Origin of the sequence: Pseudomonas koreensis (assembly GCF_025447595.1) — a bacterium.
In the GTDB taxonomy this organism is placed as follows: Bacteria; Pseudomonadota; Gammaproteobacteria; order Pseudomonadales; family Pseudomonadaceae; genus Aquipseudomonas; species Aquipseudomonas koreensis_H.
Map to the genome: position 1 here is coordinate 80,254 of NZ_JAOEJU010000022.1, position 16,339 is coordinate 96,592.

Here is a 16,339-nt window from a genome sequence, read left to right on the forward strand (position 1 = left end):
ACCTGGATTAATTCGGTTGTGGCCAGCGACGGAAAATCAGCGAGGTGTTGACTCCGCCGAAAGCGAAGTTGTTGTTCATCACGTATTCATGGCTCATCTGGCGGAACTCGCCGCGCAGGTAGTCGAGCTTGCCGCAGTGCGGATCGACTTCGTCGAGGTTGAGCGTGTGCACGTACAGGTCGCGGTTGAGCATCTCGATACTGAACCACGATTCCAGCGCCCCGCAGGCGCCGAGGGTGTGGCCCAGGAAGCTCTTTTGCGAGCTGATCGGCATGCGTTCGCCGAACAGGGCACTGGTGGCCAGGGTTTCAGCGACATCGCCCTGTTCGGTGGCGGTGCCGTGGCCGTTGACGTAGCCGATGACGTCCGGCGCAAGGCCTGCGTCTTCCAGCGCCAGTTCCATTGCCCGGCGCATGGTGACTTGTTCGGGGCGGGTGGTGTGCTGGCCGTCGGCGTTGCTGCCGAAACCGACGATTTCGGCGTGAATGCGCGCACCGCGCGCGAGGGCATGTTCCAGTTCTTCGAGCACCAGCATGCCGCCGCCTTCACCGATCACCAGACCGTCGCGGCCCTTGTCGTACGGGCGTGGCGAGGTGTGCGGCGCATCATTTTTCAGGCTGGTGGCGTACAGCGCATCGAACACCATGGCCTCGGTCGGGCACAGCTCTTCGGCGCCACCGGCAAGCATCAGCGGCAGGCGTCCGAACTTGATCGCCTCGTAGGCGTAACCGATGCCCTGGCTGCCGCTGGTGCAGGCGCTGGAGGTCGGGATCAAACGGCCGGTGAGGCCGAAGAAGATGCTGATGTTCGCTGCCGTGGTGTGCGGCATCATCCGCACGTAGGAGTTGGCGTTGAGGCCTTCGGCCACCGAGTTGAGCAGCATGTTGCCGAACGCTTTGATCTCGTCGGTGCTGCCGGTGGATGAACCGCAGGCCACGCCCATGCGCCCGTCCTTGATCGATTCGTCGCCGAGCAGACCGGCATCGGCCAGCGCTTTTTCCGCCGCGCCGACAGCCAGCCGCGAAACACGGCCCATGCTGCGCAACTGTTTGCGGGTCCAGTGCGCCGGCACCTGGAAATCATCGATGGGCCCGGCCAGACGGGTGTTGAGCTCGCTGAAGCGATCCCACTCGTCCATCCGGCGGATGCCGCTACGATTGGCGGCGAAATTGCCGGCGATGGTGTCCCAGTCGCTGCCCAGCGAGGTAATGCCGGCCATGCCGGTGACGACGACGCGCTTCATCAGCACAAGCCTCCGTTGACCGCCAGCACCTGGCGGGTGATGTACGACGCTTCCGCCGACATCAGGAAATTCACCGCACCGGCCACCTCTTCAGGCGTGCCCATGCGTTGTGCGGGGATCATTTTCATCAGTTCTTCCACCGGCACGTTTTCATCCAGCATCGCCGTGTCGATCAGGCCCGGCGCGACGCAGTTGACCGTGATCTTGCGCTTGGCCAGTTCGATCGCCAAGGCTTTCGCGGCGCCGATCACGCCTGCTTTCGACGCGCTGTAATTGACCTGGCCACGGTTGCCGATCAGCCCCGAAACCGAGGTGATACAAACGATGCGACCAGCGGCGCGGCGGCGGATCATCGGCATCATCACCGGGTGCAGGACGTTGTAGAAACCGTCGAGGTTGGTGCGCAGCACCACGTCCCAGTCATCGTCGCTCAGGGCCGGAAACGCGCCGTCGCGGGTCAGGCCGGCATTCAGCACCACGCCGTAGTAGGCGCCGTGGGCTTCAACGTCGGCTTCGAGGATGGCTTTGCAGGTTTCGCGATCCGCCACGTCGAATTGCAGGATGCGCGCGTTGCGGCCGAGCGCTTCGACTTCGGCTTTCACTGCTTGGGCTTGCGTCATGCCGCTGCGGCAATGCAGAACGATATCGTGGCCGGCGCTGGCCAGGCGCAAGGCAATGGCGCGGCCGATGCCACGGCTGGAGCCGGTGACCAGTATTGATTCAGTCATCGTTCGTCTCCTTGGATTGCTCTAGATAGTCCGCCGCATGGGGCGGGCGGAACACGTTCAGCCGGGCGCTGGCCTCGATGCCGGGCGCGTTGATGTGGCATTCGAATACACCCATGCCGTTGTCGTCTTCCAGCGAGCGCAGGCCATGGATGGTCAGTTCGCTGCCGACCGGAAAGGCCGCAACGTTGCATTCGAACTTGCGTGTGCCGAGCAGAAAGCCCAGCTCCACTGGGTTGCCCTTTTGCCGCGCATGGCAGCCGGCGAACGCGGCGACGCTTTGCGCCATCAACTCGACGCCGACCCAGGCCGGCAGGCTGCCGTCGGGCAGGCTGAACAGGCCGCCGGGCCGGACGGTGAGGGTGGTGTGGATCTGTTCGTCGTCAAAGCTCAGGATCCGGTCGATCAGGATCATGTCGCCAGCGTGGGGCAGCAGTTCGGCGAGCGGCCAGTGGGTCATGGGGCGTCTCCGATAATCAGGCTGACGTTATTGCCACCGAAGGCAAACGAGTTGCTCATCAGGTAGCGGGGTGCAATGGACGCCAAGCGTTCGCTTGCGGTCACCCACTTGAGCGGTGGAAGGTCAGGATCCGGTTGGCCATCCCAGACGTGCGGCGGCAAGGCGTGGTCGGGGTTGTCGGCACTCAGGCTCAACCAGCAGAACGCTGCTTCCAGTGCGCCGGCGGCGCCGAGGGTGTGGCCGGTCATCGGTTTGGTCGAGGAACACGGCACGCCTTCAGCAAACAGCGCGGCGACGGCCAGGCTTTCCATGGCGTCGTTGTGCTGGGTCGCGGTGCCGTGCAGGTTCAGGTAGTTGATGTCGCCGGCTTGCAGGTGGGCTTGATCGAGGGCTTTTTGCATCGATTGCAGCGCGCCACGGCCGCTCGGTTCCGGTGCGGAAATATGGTGCGCGTCGGAGCTGGCGCCAGCGCCGAGCAGGGCAATGCCCGGCCCTGCGCCGCGTTCTTTGCTCATCACGAACAGCACCGCCGCTTCGCCGATGTTGATGCCGTTGCGGTTGGCGGAAAACGGATTGCAACGCTCGTCCGACACCGCTTCCAGCGCACTGAAACCGTTGAGGGTCAGTTTGCACAGGCTGTCGACACCGCCGCACAGCACGGCGTCGCACAGGCCCAGATCGAGCAGGCGTCGGGCGCTCATCAGCGCGCGTGCGCTGGAGGTGCAGGCGGTGGAAATCACATAGGTCGGGCCGCTCAGTTGCAGCCAGTCGGCGAGGAAATTCGCCGGGGCGCCGAGTTCCTGTTGCCGATAGTCGTAATCGGCCGGGAACTGGTGGTCGCGAATGTAGTGCGCCAGGCCACGGCTGGCCTCGTCGATGCCCGAAGTGCTGGTGCCCAGTACCACGCCGATGCGCTCGCGCCCGTACATCTGGATCGCCTGTTCGATGTCATCGCGAATCTGCAACGCGGCTTCCAGCAACAGTTGATTGTTGCGGCTGCGCTGGTCGGCCAATGCATCGGGAATGGGCGCCAGATCGCCGTGCACGGCGGCCACCGGCAGTTCGCGCTCCGGCACCCAGCCGGACTCGCGGCGCATGCCCGAGCAGTCGCCGGCAAACAGGTTGCGTGCCACGGCTTGCTTGTCGCGCCCCAGGGCGCAGATCACGCCGAGGGCATTGAGGTAGGCGGTCATGACGTCGGTTCACCGAGTGGCGTTACGCGATAGTGCGGGCCTTGTGGCAGGTTCAATTCGAAGCTCAAGGGTTGGGTGTAGCGGATAACCCAGCGCGCTGGCAGGGAACGTTGGCCGCCCTGTTGCTGCGCGTCGGGGTAGTTGCGCGACAGCTCGCCCGCCGGGGTCAGGGCGAACAGCAGCGCGGCGAACAGCTCCCGGGCTTCCGGGTTGGGCGGCAGCAGGCCGTCGGCCTGCCAGTGCCCGTCGATCAACTGCTGACGGGCCTGGGGTATGCCCAGCGGATCCATCATCGACCAGCGGATGCCGGGCCCTTCGCGCTGGATCACCAGCAACCAGTCTTGCTGCTGCCCGGCGAGGTGTCGCTCGATATGCAATTGCATCGGCAGCGGCAGGCTCGGGTTGCCGGCCGGCAGCGGCGCCTGACTGGCGCAGGCACTCAAAAGCAGCACAACGCCGAGCACAAAAAACCGGCATACATCGGACACTGTGGGAGCGAGCTTGCTCGCGAATGCGATCTCACATTCAACCTTTCTGGTGTCTGAAATACCGTTTTCGCGAGCAAGCTCGCTCCCACATGCGATGTGTGGCATCAGTTATCACCTTGCAGCGGTTTGCGGGCCACCACGTTGACCAGGGTTTCTTCCCGCTGGCCGAATGGTTTTGGCTTGTGCAATCCAAAACGTTCGAGCAGGCCGAAATCCTTCGACCGGCTCCACCACAGGTAAGGGTATGAAACGTTCTGTTCGCCGAACTCGAAACCCTGCTGGCGAATCATCTCCAGGTACTGCGCCGCGCTCTTTTGCACGTGCATCGGATGGCGGAACAGCCAGCGAATCACCCACGTATCAATGTAAGCCTCGGTGGACTCGGCGAACAGCAGATAACCGCCCGGCTTGAGCACCCGATAGAACTCGGCGAGGGCTTTTTCCTGCTCCACCAGATGATGGAACGTCTGGTGACAGAACAGCAGGTCGACGCTGGCGTCCGGAAGATTGAGTGTCGCGCAGTCGCTGCCGATCAGCTCGACGTCGAAGCCTTGGCGCGCGGCCTCGGCGGCGCTCAATTCAAGGCTGCGCGGGTCGGCATCGACGCCGATCAGGCGCTGTGGCGCGAAAGTCTGGCGCAAGTGGCCGAACGACTTGCCCTGACCGCAACCGGCATCCAGCAGCACCGGACTGGCCGGCAACGATTCGCTGAACAGCCTGCGCAGATCGTTGATCGCCACGCGCAGCACATGGTGCTGCCAGGTGTGGCTGCGCAGGAACCAGAAGCCGAAGCGGGTTTCCTCGACGTAGTTGTCGCTCAGGTAATTCATGTGTCGTCCCTTGCACAGAGTTCGGAGATCGTCTTCAGCCGACGGCGCGCTTCACTGACGAACGGGTTGCGTTCGTCCCAGGCGTAACCGGCGAGGATCGAGCAGATCATGCGGCGGATTTCCGGCGAGCCTTGCTCGTGGAAAATCACATCCTGGAAGGTGCCGGCGTACCAGCCTTCGACGTAGCAGCGGAAGGTGTCGACCCCGCGTTTCAGCGGCTCGGCGAATTCGCTTTGCCAGTCCACCGTTTCGCCCTGCAATTGTCGATGCAGCACAGCGGCGGCCATGCTCGCCGAACGCATGGCAATGGTCACGCCCGAGGAAAACACCGGGTCGAGAAATTCCGCCGCGTTGCCCAACAGCGCGAAGCCCGGTCCGTGCAAGGTTTTGACGTTCGCCGCATAGCCGCCGAGAGTGCGCGCCGGGGTGTCCCACACGGCGTTGTTCAGCACCTTGGCCAGGCTCGGGGTTTCGGCGATGAAACCGCGCAGGCAGGCGTCGAGGTCGGCATCACGACCTGCGAAATGTTCAGCAGCAGCCACCACGCCCACCGAGCAGCGCCCGTTGCTGAACGGGATCGACCAGAACCAGATATCGCGGTGCTGCGGGTGGGTGGTGATGAGGATCTTCTCGCGGTCGAAACCGGGGTGATCGATATGGTCTTCAACGTGGGTGAAGATGGCCTGGCGAACCGGGAAATTCGATGGTGCTTCCAGGTCGAGCAAACGTGACAACACGCGGCCGTAACCGCTGGCATCGAGGACAAAGTCGGCTTCGACGCGGTACTCGCTGCCGTCTTCGCGGCGCACATTCAGCTGCGGTCGCGGACGTTCGAAATCGGCGCTGACAATCGCGTCGCCGTAGCGGATTTCCGCACCCTGCAACGCAGCCTGATCGGCCAGCAATTTGTCGAAGTCGGCGCGTTGCACCTGCAGGGTCGTGGGCTTGCCGGCAGTGAAGGTGTCACCAAAATCGAAGGCGCTGTAGCGTTCGCCCCAGGCGAACGCCGCACCGTTCTTGCGCTGAAAACCGGCGGCATTTACCGCCTCGAGCATGCCGGCTTCTTCGACGAAGTCCAGGCAATGGCAGAGCAGGCTTTCGCCGATGGAGAACCTCGGGAAATGCTGGCGCTCGATCACCAGTACGTCGTGTCCCTTGCACTTGAGCAGTGCGGCGGCAATGGCGCCGGAGGGGCCGGCGCCGATGATCACGACCTGACGGGATTCCATTTCAACGATTGGCACGCGAGCTCCTAGGTACGGCAATAGGGTTCAGTGACGCCCGGTGCAGGCCGATGAAGGCCGGCAACAGCGTCGCGATCAGACCCATCAGCATCAGCGCAAAGTACAGCGCCGGGCTGATGAGCTGTTGTTGCAACAGCAAGTTGAGAAAAACGATTTCGCTCAGGCCACGAATATTCAGCAGCACACTTTCGCGCCAGCGGCTGGCGCCTGCGAACGACGCACCGGCCCAACCGAGGCCGAGCCAGTTGCCCACGATTTTGCTGGCGACCGGCAACAGCAGCAGCGCCACCCATTGCACGGCGCCGAGGCTGGCGAGGGCGCTGTGCACGTCGATCTGGACGATACCGAAAGTGAGGATCAGCGGAATTGCGAACCACGTCTGCAAGCGGTTCATCCAGTGCGCCGGCAGCGGCAACACCAGTGGCACCTTGAGCGCTGCCATGCACAGCAGATAACCGATGCCGAAAATCAGTGCGTTGAGTTTGTAGTGTTCGGCCAGCACCAACAGCGCAAAAAACCCAAGGCTGTAGGTCAATGGACGGCGTATGCCGAACACCCGCAGCAGCACCGGCACGCAGGCCATCCCCAGCGGCAGCAACAGACTGCTCAGGTGCAGGCTGCCCTGAGCGAGGCCGAAAAGGGTCCAGCTGGTCAGGTCGATCAGGATTGCGGTCTGCACCAGACGCCGGGTGGCGGCGGGCGGGTAGTCGATGTGGCGCAGGTACAGGTACAACACCGGGATCGCGGTGATGGCGAACACCAGACCAATGGCCAGCGAGTTGATCCACGGCTGCGTCGGCAACAGCCAGTACGCCGTCGCCAGGCCGCAGGTGAACGGCACGGCGAAACTCGGCAGGGCGATCTTCACGCTCTGACGGTCCAGGCGCAGGTCGATCACGTCGCTGAGGATGTGCCCCAGCAGCAGGGCGAAGCTCAGGCTGTAGAGGTTTTTCAGCCAGCCCGGCGCGATCAGTTCGGCGCCGTTGAGTTGCCAGCCCGGCTCGATCCAGAAGTACATCAGCAGCGGCAGGCCGAAGCTGGCCAGCAGCAATTGACTGACGATCGGGATCAGCCCGAAATGCCGGCCGACCCGGGTGGCGACGAAGAACAGCGCCAGGGCCATCAACCAGAAAATCACCACCATCATGCTGAAGGCTCCGTGACGGCAACCGCGTGGGCCTGACGCCCGGCCCACGGCGCGAGCATGAAGCTGAACGCCAGACCGAGGCTCACCGACAGGCCGAAGTTGCTCACTGCCGGCGTGCTCGACACCGCCAGCAGGCCGAACGACAGCCAGGTGGTGGCGGCCGCCAGCAAGGTGCCGAGCAGGCTGACGGCCGCGCCGCCAACCTGCTCGCGCATGAGGATCGCGTAGTCGACGCTGATTGCCGTCACCAGCAGCAGGCCGAACAGGCTGAACAGGGTCAGCGGTTGCCCGAGCCAGCCCAGGCTGGCCAAGCTGCACAGCGCAGCAAGCAGTGGCAGGGCAACGATCCGCAGAGCAACGCCGAGACCGAACGGCAGCATCAGCACCAGCACGATCAACACGCAGGACGCGAGTTTCAGTTCAGCGGCGCTGATCTGGGTCTGGGCGAACACCTTGTTCAGATCACCGAGCCGATCCACCAGCATCACGCCGGGCAGGTCCAGTGCCTGCACCCGCAACAGCGACGGATTGTTCAGGCCTTGCAGGCTGACCATTGCCGCCACGCCGTCCTCGGTTGGCCCGAGCCACAACGTGCGGTAGGGCTCACCGAGCGGGCCGGCCAGCGCTGCATCGATGTCTTCGGCGGGCAGGGTCTGCAACTGTTGCAGTTCGGTTTGCAGCGCCGCCAGCGGCACGCCGACCTCCAGCAATGGCTGCCAGAACTGCGGCAACTTGCTAAGCGCTTCACGCACCTGTTGTTGCTGAGCCGGCGGGCTGACCAGTTGATTGAGCGCCAGATAACCCTGCAGTTTGTCGAGGTTGACCAGTTGATCCAGCCGCTCGCTCAGGGCCGCTTGCCGCTCCAGCAATTGCTGCTGATCGGCAGCGCGCACCAGGAAGAACTGGCTGGTCGGCTGATAGCCGGTAATCCGCGCGATGGTCTGCGCCTCATCGGTCAGGCGTTGCGGCGCGCCGACCCATTGGCGAATGTCGTTCTTGCTCTCCAGTTGCAGCAGGCCACCGACGCAGAAGGCGATAAGCAACGCCAGCAACACCGGCGTCCTGACGTGTTCGAGCAGGTTTTCCCGCAGTCGCACCAGACGCTCGGCCAGTTGCAGCGGCCATTGCGCCGGGCGCAGTTCGACATTTTTCAACAACGCCGGCAACAGGCACACCGCCGACAGGTAGGCGCCGAGCAAACCGGCGGCGGAGAACACCGCGATCTGGGTCAGCGCCGGGAAAGGTGTCCAGGCCAGCGCCAGGTAACCGATGGCGCTGGTGATCAGGCTCAACGTCAGCCCGGACAGGGTCAGACGCAACGCCGGCCAGCTGTGCCATGGCTTGAGGCTCCAGCTCTTGGACAGGTAGTGCAGCGGGTAATCCACCGCTACGCCGATCAGGCTGGAACCGAGCACCAGGGTCATCACGTGCATGTGCCCGAACAGCGCCACACAGGCCACCGCACCGAACAGCATGCCGACCAGCACCGGAATGAACGCCAGCAGCACCCGCCAGCGGCGGAAAGCGAGCAGCAACAGCAACAGGATGCCGACCGTGGCGCCGCCGCCGACCCAGGTCATTTCCCGGGTCGCCTGTTGCTGGCCGTTGGCGGCGTACAGCAGACCGCTGGCGGCCAGCAATTGCACGTCGGCACTCGCCGCTTGCTCACGGCTGTGTTGCAACAGGGCGGCGACTTGCAGCGGTTGATTCATGTCGAAGGCGCTGCCGGTGGTGCGCGCGCGCAGCAGCACCCAGCTTTTGCCGTCGGCGTCGGCGATCAACGCGCCGCTGCCGATGTCCAGTTGCACCGCGCCATGTTGCGGCTGGCTGTTCTGGATGCGCCCGGTCAGGCCCAGCCAGTCGTCCTGGCTCGGTACCAGGCTGAATCCGGTGAACGGGTCGAACAGCGCCTGCACCCGTTGCTGGATGAAGGCGTCGGGATGTTCGGTCAGCAGTTGCCGGTCATCCGCCGAGAGCATCGCCAGCCGCCCTTGCAGCAATTGCGTGCGCAGGGCCGGCAGGTCGGCTTGCAGATTCCACTGGACTTTTTCGAACAGCCCGCTGGCCTGCCATTGCTCACCCAGGGTCTGGGCCATCGCGACGGCTTGCTGGCGATCGGCATGGCCGACCAGCACCAGCATGTCGCGGTTGAGCGGTTCCTGCATGCGTTGTTCGGCGCGCAGTTCGAGGGCGTCCGGGTGGGTACCGGGCACCAGTTCCATCAGGTTGGCCGACAGCGGCGCGCCGTCGCGCCACTGCCAGGCGCCCAGTGCCACGACGGACAGCAGCAGGATCAGGAACAGCCAGGGCAGCCTGCGTTCACTCGGCAAAGTCATGTTGCTCCGCGTCGCTCAGAGGTTGGCCGGCGGTGCTGTCCTGCATGCGCAGCACGGTGCTGTCGCCCTGGGTTTCCAGCAGTTCGATGGTGCTCACCAACGCGCCGCCGCTGATGTTGATCTGATTGAACACCTGCTTGAGCAGCACCGAGCGCGGGGTCAAGGTCAGTTGCCATTTCTGCGCGTCGCCGCTCAGGGCCAGTTCGAAATCCCGTTGCAAACCGCTGCTGTCGCCTTGCAGCACGGCGAGGAACAAGCGGTTCTGTTCGGCGCCGGCGCTCTTGCCGGGCAACAGTTGCCAACCGCTGACGTCACGACGGGCGATGCCCTTGGCGCTGATGCGGTAGTCCTGCTGCAGCGGGGTTTTCAGCAGCCACAGCAGGCCGTGGTTTTTGGCGAGGACAAAACTGCCCTTGCTGATCAGCGGCTGGGGGAGGGCGCGCAGGTGCTTTTCCTGGATGAACTGGCCGTGGATCACATCCGGTTTCGCCAGTTGTTCGCTCAACTGTTGCAGGTCGAAGGCGTTGGCCAGCGCCGACAGCATCAGCAGCGCCAGGGCCCCAAGGGATTTCAACAACACATTCATCGCAGCATCCTTTCCACGGCATCGGTGAAGACTTTCGGCGAAGCCAGTTGCATCTCGCGGCTGCTCACTTCGACGGCGACCTGCACCGAGCTGGCGCGGGTCAGGCGTTCGCCGGTCTGGGCATCGGTGATCAGGTAGTTAATCTTCAGGCGGTTTTCCCACTCCACCAGACTGGCGCGCACGTTCAGCCGCTGGCCGAACACCGCGCCACGCACGTAGCGCAGTTGCAGGTCGATCACCGGCCAGGCATAGCCAGAATCGACCATCTGGTTGTAGTTGTGGCCGATCTTGTCGAGCAGTGCGCAGCGCGCCACTTCCAGGTATTTCACGTAATGGCCGTGCCAGACGACGTGCATGGTGTCGACGTCAAAGAACGGCACGAGGATTTCCGTATCGGCGTGAAGCACTCCGGCACTACGCATGCAGCCTCCAGTGTTGCTCGGCGATGCGTTGCAGGCACAGGCGCAATTCGCCTTCCAGGGCGCGGTCTTCGATCACTGGCGGGAAGTCTTGCGCCAGTTGCTCATGCATGGCGGCCAGCGATGGCGGTAGCGGACGGGCGTCTGCATCGCGGCTGCGCAGCCACACGCCCTGATTGGCGGCGAGCAACGTGGCGGCGGCGACCTGTTCGGTCAGCTCCAGCACACGAATGGCGTCGCGGGCGGCGATGGTGCCCATGCTCACCTTGTCCTGGTTGTGGCACTCGGTGGAGCGCGAGAACACGCTGGCCGGCATGGTGTTTTTCAAGGCTTCGGCGGTCCAGGCGCTGGCGCCGATCTGCACGGCTTTGAAGCCGTGGTTGAGCATCGCGCGGTCGGCGCTGGCGCCGGACAGGTTGCTCGGCAAACCGTGGTTGTAACGCTCGTCCACCAGCAGCGCGAGTTGTCGGTCGAGCAGGTCGGCGACGTTGGCCACGAGGTTTTTCAGGCTGTCCATGGCGAACGCGATATGCCCGCCGTAGAAGTGCCCACCGTGCAGCACGCGTTCGGCTTCGGCGTCGATGATCGGGTTGTCGTTGGCGCTGTTCAGCTCGGTCTCGATGAACGAGCGCAGCCAGTTCAGGCTGTCGGCCAGCACGCCGAGCACGTGCGGTGCGCAACGCAGGGAATAGCGATCCTGCAGACGATGCAGCGGCGCGGTCGGCGCGTCGATCGCCAGATCCTTGCGCAGCCACGCGGCGACCTGCATCTGACCCGGATGCGGCTTGGCGGCGAACAGGCGCTCGTCAAAGTGCTCCGGATTGCCTTGCAGCGCCACTACGTTTAGCGCGGTGATGCGGGTGGCCAGTTGCAGCAGGTAATCGGCGCGGGCGTAAGCCAGGCAGGCGAGGCCGGTCATCACGGCGGTGCCGTTCATCAGCGCCAGTGCTTCTTTCGGGCGCAGCACCAACGGTGTCCAGCCCAGTTCGCGGTGCACATCGGCTGCCTGGCGGCGCTCGCCACGGAACATCACTTCACGCTCGCCGGACAGGGTCGCGGCGACGTAGGACAGCGGCGTCAGATCGCCGCTGGCGCCCACCGAGCCCTCTTCGGGGATCAGCGGCAAAATGTCGTGTTCAAGGAAGGCATGCAGGCGCTCCAACAACTCGATGCGCACCCCGGACACGCCGTGGCACAACGACTGCAAACGCGCCGCCAGCACCGCGCGGGTGGCCTGGGCGTCGAGCAGTTTGCCCAGCCCGCAACCATGGAACGTGTAGAGATGACGCGGCAGCGCCTCGACGTGATGCAACGGCACCGCGACCACGCAGGAATCGCCGTAACCGGTGGTCACGCCGTAGATCACGCCTTCCTTGTCCAGCAGCGAATCGAGGAACCGCGCGCCCTTGGCGATGCGTTCGCGATAAGGCGCGTCGCTCTGCAACTGCACGGGAGCCTGACGGTTGGCCAGGGCCAGCACGTCTTCGATGTGCAAAGGGCGTTCGCCGAAGGTGACCGGCTCAAGAGTTGGCGTTGTCATCGGTTTTCCAGAATGGGTAAAAGTTGAACCATTGGCACGGTGCTTCGAGGCAATAGTGACTCAGGCGTTGCGCATAGCGGGTGGCCCACTGATGAATGACCTGTTCGCGCTCGCGGCGTGACCACACCACGGCGTCGGCGAAGGGTTCGAGGGTCAGACGATAGTGGCCGTCAGGTTGCTTGAGGCACATCAGCAGGTTGACCGGGCATTTCAGCAGGCCGGCCAGCAGCCACGGCCCTTGCGGGAATGGCGCCGGGTGGCCGAGAAAGTCCACAGTCACACTGCGCCCGCCATGCAGCGGTACGCGGTCGCCGGCAATCGCCAGCCACTCGCCGCGCTCCAGGCGCTCGTGCAGTTGCAGCATGATCACCGGGTCCAGCTCGCTGACCTGGATCAGTCGCAGGTTGGTCGCCCCGGCCTCGCCCAGCAGGCGATTGAATTGCTCGGCGTGCTTGGTGTGCACCAGTACGTTCATGGTGACTTTTTCGCCCAGCTCCGCCAGTGCCCGGCACACTTCGAGGTTGCCCAGGTGCGCGCCCACCAGCATTTGCCCGCGACTGCCGCGCAACTGATTGCGCAGCAGCGCCGGGTCGATGATTTCGATCTGCTCGATCTTCAGCTTGCCGTTCCACACGTCGAGCTTGTCGAGCAATGAATCGGCGAATGCCATGAACTGGCGGAACACCCGCCACCGGGTCGGACGCAATTCGTGGCGACCGCTCCAGTCGGCGAGGCGCTGCTGATACTGCCAGGCACTGCGTCGGGCGGTGCGGCCGAACAGGAAAAAGTACAGAACGATGCCGTACAGCAACGGGCTCAGCAGGCGTCGGCCAAGGACTTTGGCAGCGAACGCGGTGAATTTCATCAGCAGGAAACTGCCGCGCTCTTCGCGGTCGGCCCAGTGCTTCTTGTCGGTCTCGACGGTCATGGACGCCACCGTCGCCAGAGGATCACGGGCAGGCGCAGCAACATGCCGAAGAACAGGCGCGTGTGCATGCTAGAAATCAGCACGTTGTCGTGGAACAGGCGAAAGTGCGACACGCCGTCCAGCGGGTAATGCACGCTGGTCTGCAACCAGCGCATCGGCTGATTGCGCCACGCCAGGCGCACCAGAATGTCCGAGTCGAAATCCATGCGTTTGCCGATTCGCGCCGAGTCGATCACGCCCAGTGTCGGTTCCAGCGGGTACACGCGGAAGCCGCACATCGAGTCGCGAATCTGCAGCGACAAGGTGTTGATCCACACCATCACGTGGGTCAGGTAACGCGCATACAAACGGCCCTTGGGCACGCTGGCGTCGTACAGCGGATAACCGCAGACCAGCGATGCGGGGTGCGCGCGGGATTCTTCGATGAACCGCGCGACATCCTGCAAGTCGTGCTGACCGTCGGCATCGACCTGCAAGGCATGGCTGAAGCCCAGCCGGGCGGCTTCACGCAGACCGGTCATCACCGCGCCACCCTTGCCCTGGTTGGCGGTGAGGCGCACCAGATGAACTCGCTCGCGTTCGGCCAGCACGTCCAGCACTGCGGCGCAGGATTTGCTGCTGGCATCATCCACCAGAATGCATGGCAGATCCTCGGCGAGCAGGGCGTCGACCACCGTGCCGATGGCGGTTTCGTGGTTGTAGACCGGGATGACGGCGCAAGGGTTATGCATCGCCAACTCCCAGCAGAATCCGCCCGCTGGAGCAGGTGGCCGTGTCGTTGCGGTAGGTGAAATACAACTTGCCGCGTTCCTGGTCGAAGCGCAGGTGCAGCTGGATTTCATCGCCGGGGCGCACCAGTTGCTGGAATTTCAGCACTTCCATACCGGCGAACGCGCCGGGCAGGCTCAGCAGTTGCCGACCCAGGTTCAGCGCCCATTCGACCTGCACCACGCCCGGCAGCACCGGGGCTTTGGGGAAGTGGCCGCTGAAGTAGGCCAGGTCCGGCGGAACGCTCAATTGCAGGTTCCATTCGCCCTTGGTTTCGGCCTGTTCCAGAATCTCCGGTGCCTTCGGCCGTGGGGCCAGCAGCAAGGCTTCGACGTCGGCTTGAGGCAACTTGCCCTGCGAGGTCAGCGGCAACTGTCGCAGCAGACGCCAGCGGCGAGGCAGGGCGAGGGCCTCGCAATGGTCGCCGAGATGACGGCGCAGGGTTTCAGTCAGGCTACGCCGACCGTGTTCGCGCAGGGCAAACAGGCCGGATTCGCTGAGCACCAGCAGCGCGCCGAGGGACGCGCGGTTTTCCTGCACCACGCCCAGACGCGCTTCGGCGACCCAGTCGTGGGTTACCAGCGCCTGTTCAAGCATCGGCAGGGAGATACGTTTTTCTTCGAGTTTGACGATCCGGTCGAGCCGCCCGAGCAATTCAAAGCGGCCATCGGCCTGAATGCGCGCCGCATCGGCGGTGTGTTCGACATGCCCGGCGGGCAGATAAGGCGAAGCGATCAACAAGGCGCCGTCGCTGTCCTGGCTCAACTCGACACCGGCAAACGGCTGCCACAGCGATTCGCCCTGACGCCAGGCGATGCCGCCGGTTTCCGAGCTGCCGAGGATTTCCGTCGGCCATTGTCCCAGACGTTGATACAGGCTTTTGGCGGCATCTGCCGGTAGTGCGCCGCCAGATGAAAACACTCTGCGCACAGCGCTCAGCGCTGGCCAGTCGAGGTTGTCGCCCATGCGTTTGAGCAGCGCCGGACTGGCGACCCAGGCAAAGGCCGGGTGCTCGCGGCTGGCGCGTTGCAGGTCTTCCGGGAAGGCCAGTTGCTTGCGCAGGAACGGACGCCCGGCGCACAGCGGCCACAGCACGCGGAACAGCAAGCCATAGATGTGTTGGGTGGCGACGCTGCCAAGAATGCAGGCCTCACCGAGATCCGCGCCCCACAGTTGTTCGAGGGCTTCGACTTCGTTGGCCAGTTGCCGCAGGGACTTGTCGATGCGCTTGGGCTCGCCACTGGAGCCGGAGGTGCACAGGCTCAGGCGGCACTGGTCGAGATCCAGTTCGGCAGCGGGCAGGGGAGGCTGCAGCAGATCGCTCAGGCGAGCGTCACCAGCCTGATCGGTCAGCCACAGATCGACGTCGTTCGACCAGCGCTGGCGGGTCTGCGCTTGCAGATCCGAAGGCAGCAACACGCTGACACCGGCGCGCCAGGCGCCGAGCAGGGCGACGGCAAGGTCGGCGGCATCTTCCAGATGCACCGCCAGACGCTGTACGCCTTTAGCTTGCAGACCGGCGGCCAGGCTCAGGGCCTGTTCACACAGTTGTGCATGATCGAGTGCCGGCGCGACGGTGACGGCGCGCTGCGGCAGATCCTTGAGCAACAGCTGCTCAAGTTTTATCCAGTTCATGGGCGACCTCTTACCCGTTGTCGTATCAGCCATTCAATGGCAAACATCAGGCCGATCAATCCGTAGGAGATCAGGCCGGTGTACAACATCCACCAGTTCAACGGCGCCCACAGTGTCAGCAGGGCGGCGCACAAACCGTTGCAAAAGAAAAACACGCTCCAGGCCACGGTGACCTGGCGGGTGTAACGAATCGCCTTGGGCGGCAGTTGCGGTTCACGCAGGCGCGCCAGACGCTCGACCATCGGCGGGCCGTATTTCAGGCTCAGGCTGAACAGCACCAGCATGAAGCCGCTGATCAGCACCGGGTACCAACGCAACAGCAATGGGCTGTCGAACACCGCCAGCAGCAGGCAGAACACAATCGCCACGCAGGCCATCCACAAACTGCCGGGTTTGCGTTCGCCGGTCAGCGCGCGGGCCAGCCACAGGCTGCCCAGCAGCAGGCCGAACTGCCATGGCGCGAAATGCTCCATGCCGAAATACACCGCAAAGGGATACAGCAGGCCTGCCAGCAGCAGGCCGAGGCCGATCAGTCGGCTCATGCGGCCGGTTGAACCAGACGGTAGACCGCCTCGACCACGTCACTGACGGTGCGCACCGACTTGAATTCCTCGGCGGCGATTTTCTTGCCGGTCTGGCGCTTGATGTGATCGATCAGGTCGACCGCGTCGATGCTGTCGATTTCCAGATCCTGATACAGGTTCGATTCCAGGCTCACACGGGCCGGATCCAGTTCGAACAGCTCGACCAAGGCATCGCGCAGGGTGTTGAAGATGTCGTCACGAGTTTGCATGGTC

17 protein-coding genes are annotated in these 16,339 nt (G+C 64.0%); all 17 read right to left on the bottom strand.

Annotation, left to right across the window (positions count from 1 at the left end; all coding sequences use genetic code 11):
* Positions 1-7: 7 nt before the first annotated feature.
* The 17 genes from N8H71_RS22905 to N8H71_RS22985 are packed head-to-tail and all read right to left on the bottom strand — an operon-like array spanning position 8 to position 16,335.
* Entirely contained in the window at positions 8-1,243 is a 1,236-nt protein-coding gene (locus N8H71_RS22905) for a beta-ketoacyl-ACP synthase (protein ID WP_085685425.1), read from the bottom strand.
* Positions 1,243-1,971, bottom strand: coding sequence for a 3-ketoacyl-ACP reductase FabG2 (locus N8H71_RS22910; protein ID WP_262195778.1), 729 nt, complete (start codon positions 1,969-1,971; stop codon positions 1,243-1,245). The genes N8H71_RS22905 and N8H71_RS22910 overlap by 1 nt, the downstream gene beginning before the upstream one ends.
* Entirely contained in the window at positions 1,964-2,428 is a 465-nt protein-coding gene (locus tag N8H71_RS22915) for a hotdog family protein (RefSeq protein WP_262195779.1), read from the bottom strand. Before N8H71_RS22915 ends, N8H71_RS22910 begins: the two co-directional genes overlap by 8 nt.
* The gene (locus N8H71_RS22920; protein ID WP_262195780.1) at positions 2,425-3,621 is read right to left on the bottom strand and encodes a beta-ketoacyl-[acyl-carrier-protein] synthase family protein; all 1,197 of its coding nucleotides are present in this window, start codon (positions 3,619-3,621) and stop codon (positions 2,425-2,427) included. Before N8H71_RS22920 ends, N8H71_RS22915 begins: the two co-directional genes overlap by 4 nt.
* Complete coding sequence (locus N8H71_RS22925) at positions 3,618-4,214, bottom strand: DUF3261 domain-containing protein (protein ID WP_262195781.1); 597 nt, start codon at positions 4,212-4,214, stop codon at positions 3,618-3,620. The genes N8H71_RS22920 and N8H71_RS22925 overlap by 4 nt, the downstream gene beginning before the upstream one ends.
* Entirely contained in the window at positions 4,214-4,939 is a 726-nt protein-coding gene (locus N8H71_RS22930) for a class I SAM-dependent methyltransferase (protein WP_262195782.1), read from the bottom strand. The genes N8H71_RS22925 and N8H71_RS22930 overlap by 1 nt, the downstream gene beginning before the upstream one ends.
* Positions 4,936-6,183, bottom strand: coding sequence for an NAD(P)/FAD-dependent oxidoreductase (locus N8H71_RS22935; protein ID WP_262195783.1), 1,248 nt, complete (start codon positions 6,181-6,183; stop codon positions 4,936-4,938). The genes N8H71_RS22930 and N8H71_RS22935 overlap by 4 nt, the downstream gene beginning before the upstream one ends.
* A complete protein-coding gene (locus N8H71_RS22940; RefSeq protein ID WP_262195784.1) occupies positions 6,170-7,330 on the bottom strand; it encodes a sodium:proton antiporter in 1,161 nt (386 codons plus the stop codon). Before N8H71_RS22940 ends, N8H71_RS22935 begins: the two co-directional genes overlap by 14 nt.
* Positions 7,327-9,666: an MMPL family transporter gene (locus N8H71_RS22945; protein WP_262195785.1), complete on the bottom strand. Its 2,340-nt coding sequence runs from the start codon at positions 9,664-9,666 to the stop codon at positions 7,327-7,329. The genes N8H71_RS22940 and N8H71_RS22945 overlap by 4 nt, the downstream gene beginning before the upstream one ends.
* A complete protein-coding gene (locus N8H71_RS22950; RefSeq protein ID WP_262195786.1) occupies positions 9,650-10,252 on the bottom strand; it encodes an outer membrane lipoprotein carrier protein LolA in 603 nt (200 codons plus the stop codon). The genes N8H71_RS22945 and N8H71_RS22950 overlap by 17 nt, the downstream gene beginning before the upstream one ends.
* Positions 10,249-10,674 (bottom strand): acyl-CoA thioesterase, encoded by a 426-nt coding sequence (locus N8H71_RS22955; RefSeq protein ID WP_085648031.1) that lies wholly within the window; start codon positions 10,672-10,674, stop codon positions 10,249-10,251. Before N8H71_RS22955 ends, N8H71_RS22950 begins: the two co-directional genes overlap by 4 nt.
* Positions 10,667-12,211 carry an HAL/PAL/TAL family ammonia-lyase gene (locus N8H71_RS22960; protein WP_262195787.1) on the bottom strand — a complete coding sequence of 515 codons (1,545 nt, stop codon included), beginning with the start codon at positions 12,209-12,211 and terminating at the stop codon, positions 10,667-10,669. Before N8H71_RS22960 ends, N8H71_RS22955 begins: the two co-directional genes overlap by 8 nt.
* The gene (locus tag N8H71_RS22965) at positions 12,192-13,139 is read right to left on the bottom strand and encodes a glycosyl transferase (RefSeq protein ID WP_039766474.1); all 948 of its coding nucleotides are present in this window, start codon (positions 13,137-13,139) and stop codon (positions 12,192-12,194) included. Before N8H71_RS22965 ends, N8H71_RS22960 begins: the two co-directional genes overlap by 20 nt.
* The gene (locus N8H71_RS22970) at positions 13,136-13,870 is read right to left on the bottom strand and encodes a glycosyltransferase family 2 protein (RefSeq protein ID WP_262195788.1); all 735 of its coding nucleotides are present in this window, start codon (positions 13,868-13,870) and stop codon (positions 13,136-13,138) included. The genes N8H71_RS22965 and N8H71_RS22970 overlap by 4 nt, the downstream gene beginning before the upstream one ends.
* Positions 13,863-15,542: an acyl-CoA synthetase family protein gene (locus N8H71_RS22975; RefSeq protein WP_262195789.1), complete on the bottom strand. Its 1,680-nt coding sequence runs from the start codon at positions 15,540-15,542 to the stop codon at positions 13,863-13,865. The genes N8H71_RS22970 and N8H71_RS22975 overlap by 8 nt, the downstream gene beginning before the upstream one ends.
* Positions 15,539-16,084: a hypothetical protein gene (locus N8H71_RS22980; protein WP_262195790.1), complete on the bottom strand. Its 546-nt coding sequence runs from the start codon at positions 16,082-16,084 to the stop codon at positions 15,539-15,541. Before N8H71_RS22980 ends, N8H71_RS22975 begins: the two co-directional genes overlap by 4 nt.
* The gene (locus N8H71_RS22985) at positions 16,081-16,335 is read right to left on the bottom strand and encodes an acyl carrier protein (RefSeq protein WP_007947135.1); all 255 of its coding nucleotides are present in this window, start codon (positions 16,333-16,335) and stop codon (positions 16,081-16,083) included. Before N8H71_RS22985 ends, N8H71_RS22980 begins: the two co-directional genes overlap by 4 nt.
* Positions 16,336-16,339 lie beyond the last annotated feature (4 nt).

Coding starts and splice junctions, on each gene's coding strand:
- N8H71_RS22905 (WP_085685425.1), bottom strand. CDS start 1,243: ATGAAGCGCGTCGTCGTCACCGGCATGGCCGGCATTACCTCGCTGGGC.
- N8H71_RS22910 (WP_262195778.1), bottom strand. CDS start 1,971: ATGACTGAATCAATACTGGTCACCGGCTCCAGCCGTGGCATCGGCCGC.
- N8H71_RS22915 (WP_262195779.1), bottom strand. CDS start 2,428: ATGACCCACTGGCCGCTCGCCGAACTGCTGCCCCACGCTGGCGACATG.
- N8H71_RS22920 (WP_262195780.1), bottom strand. CDS start 3,621: ATGACCGCCTACCTCAATGCCCTCGGCGTGATCTGCGCCCTGGGGCGC.
- N8H71_RS22925 (WP_262195781.1), bottom strand. CDS start 4,214: ATGCCACACATCGCATGTGGGAGCGAGCTTGCTCGCGAAAACGGTATT.
- N8H71_RS22930 (WP_262195782.1), bottom strand. CDS start 4,939: ATGAATTACCTGAGCGACAACTACGTCGAGGAAACCCGCTTCGGCTTC.
- N8H71_RS22940 (WP_262195784.1), bottom strand. CDS start 7,330: ATGATGGTGGTGATTTTCTGGTTGATGGCCCTGGCGCTGTTCTTCGTC.
- N8H71_RS22945 (WP_262195785.1), bottom strand. CDS start 9,666: ATGACTTTGCCGAGTGAACGCAGGCTGCCCTGGCTGTTCCTGATCCTG.
- N8H71_RS22950 (WP_262195786.1), bottom strand. CDS start 10,252: ATGAATGTGTTGTTGAAATCCCTTGGGGCCCTGGCGCTGCTGATGCTG.
- N8H71_RS22955 (WP_085648031.1), bottom strand. CDS start 10,674: ATGCGTAGTGCCGGAGTGCTTCACGCCGATACGGAAATCCTCGTGCCG.
- N8H71_RS22960 (WP_262195787.1), bottom strand. CDS start 12,211: ATGACAACGCCAACTCTTGAGCCGGTCACCTTCGGCGAACGCCCTTTG.
- N8H71_RS22965 (WP_039766474.1), bottom strand. CDS start 13,139: ATGACCGTCGAGACCGACAAGAAGCACTGGGCCGACCGCGAAGAGCGC.
- N8H71_RS22970 (WP_262195788.1), bottom strand. CDS start 13,870: ATGCATAACCCTTGCGCCGTCATCCCGGTCTACAACCACGAAACCGCC.
- N8H71_RS22975 (WP_262195789.1), bottom strand. CDS start 15,542: ATGAACTGGATAAAACTTGAGCAGCTGTTGCTCAAGGATCTGCCGCAG.
- N8H71_RS22980 (WP_262195790.1), bottom strand. CDS start 16,084: ATGAGCCGACTGATCGGCCTCGGCCTGCTGCTGGCAGGCCTGCTGTAT.
- N8H71_RS22985 (WP_007947135.1), bottom strand. CDS start 16,335: ATGCAAACTCGTGACGACATCTTCAACACCCTGCGCGATGCCTTGGTC.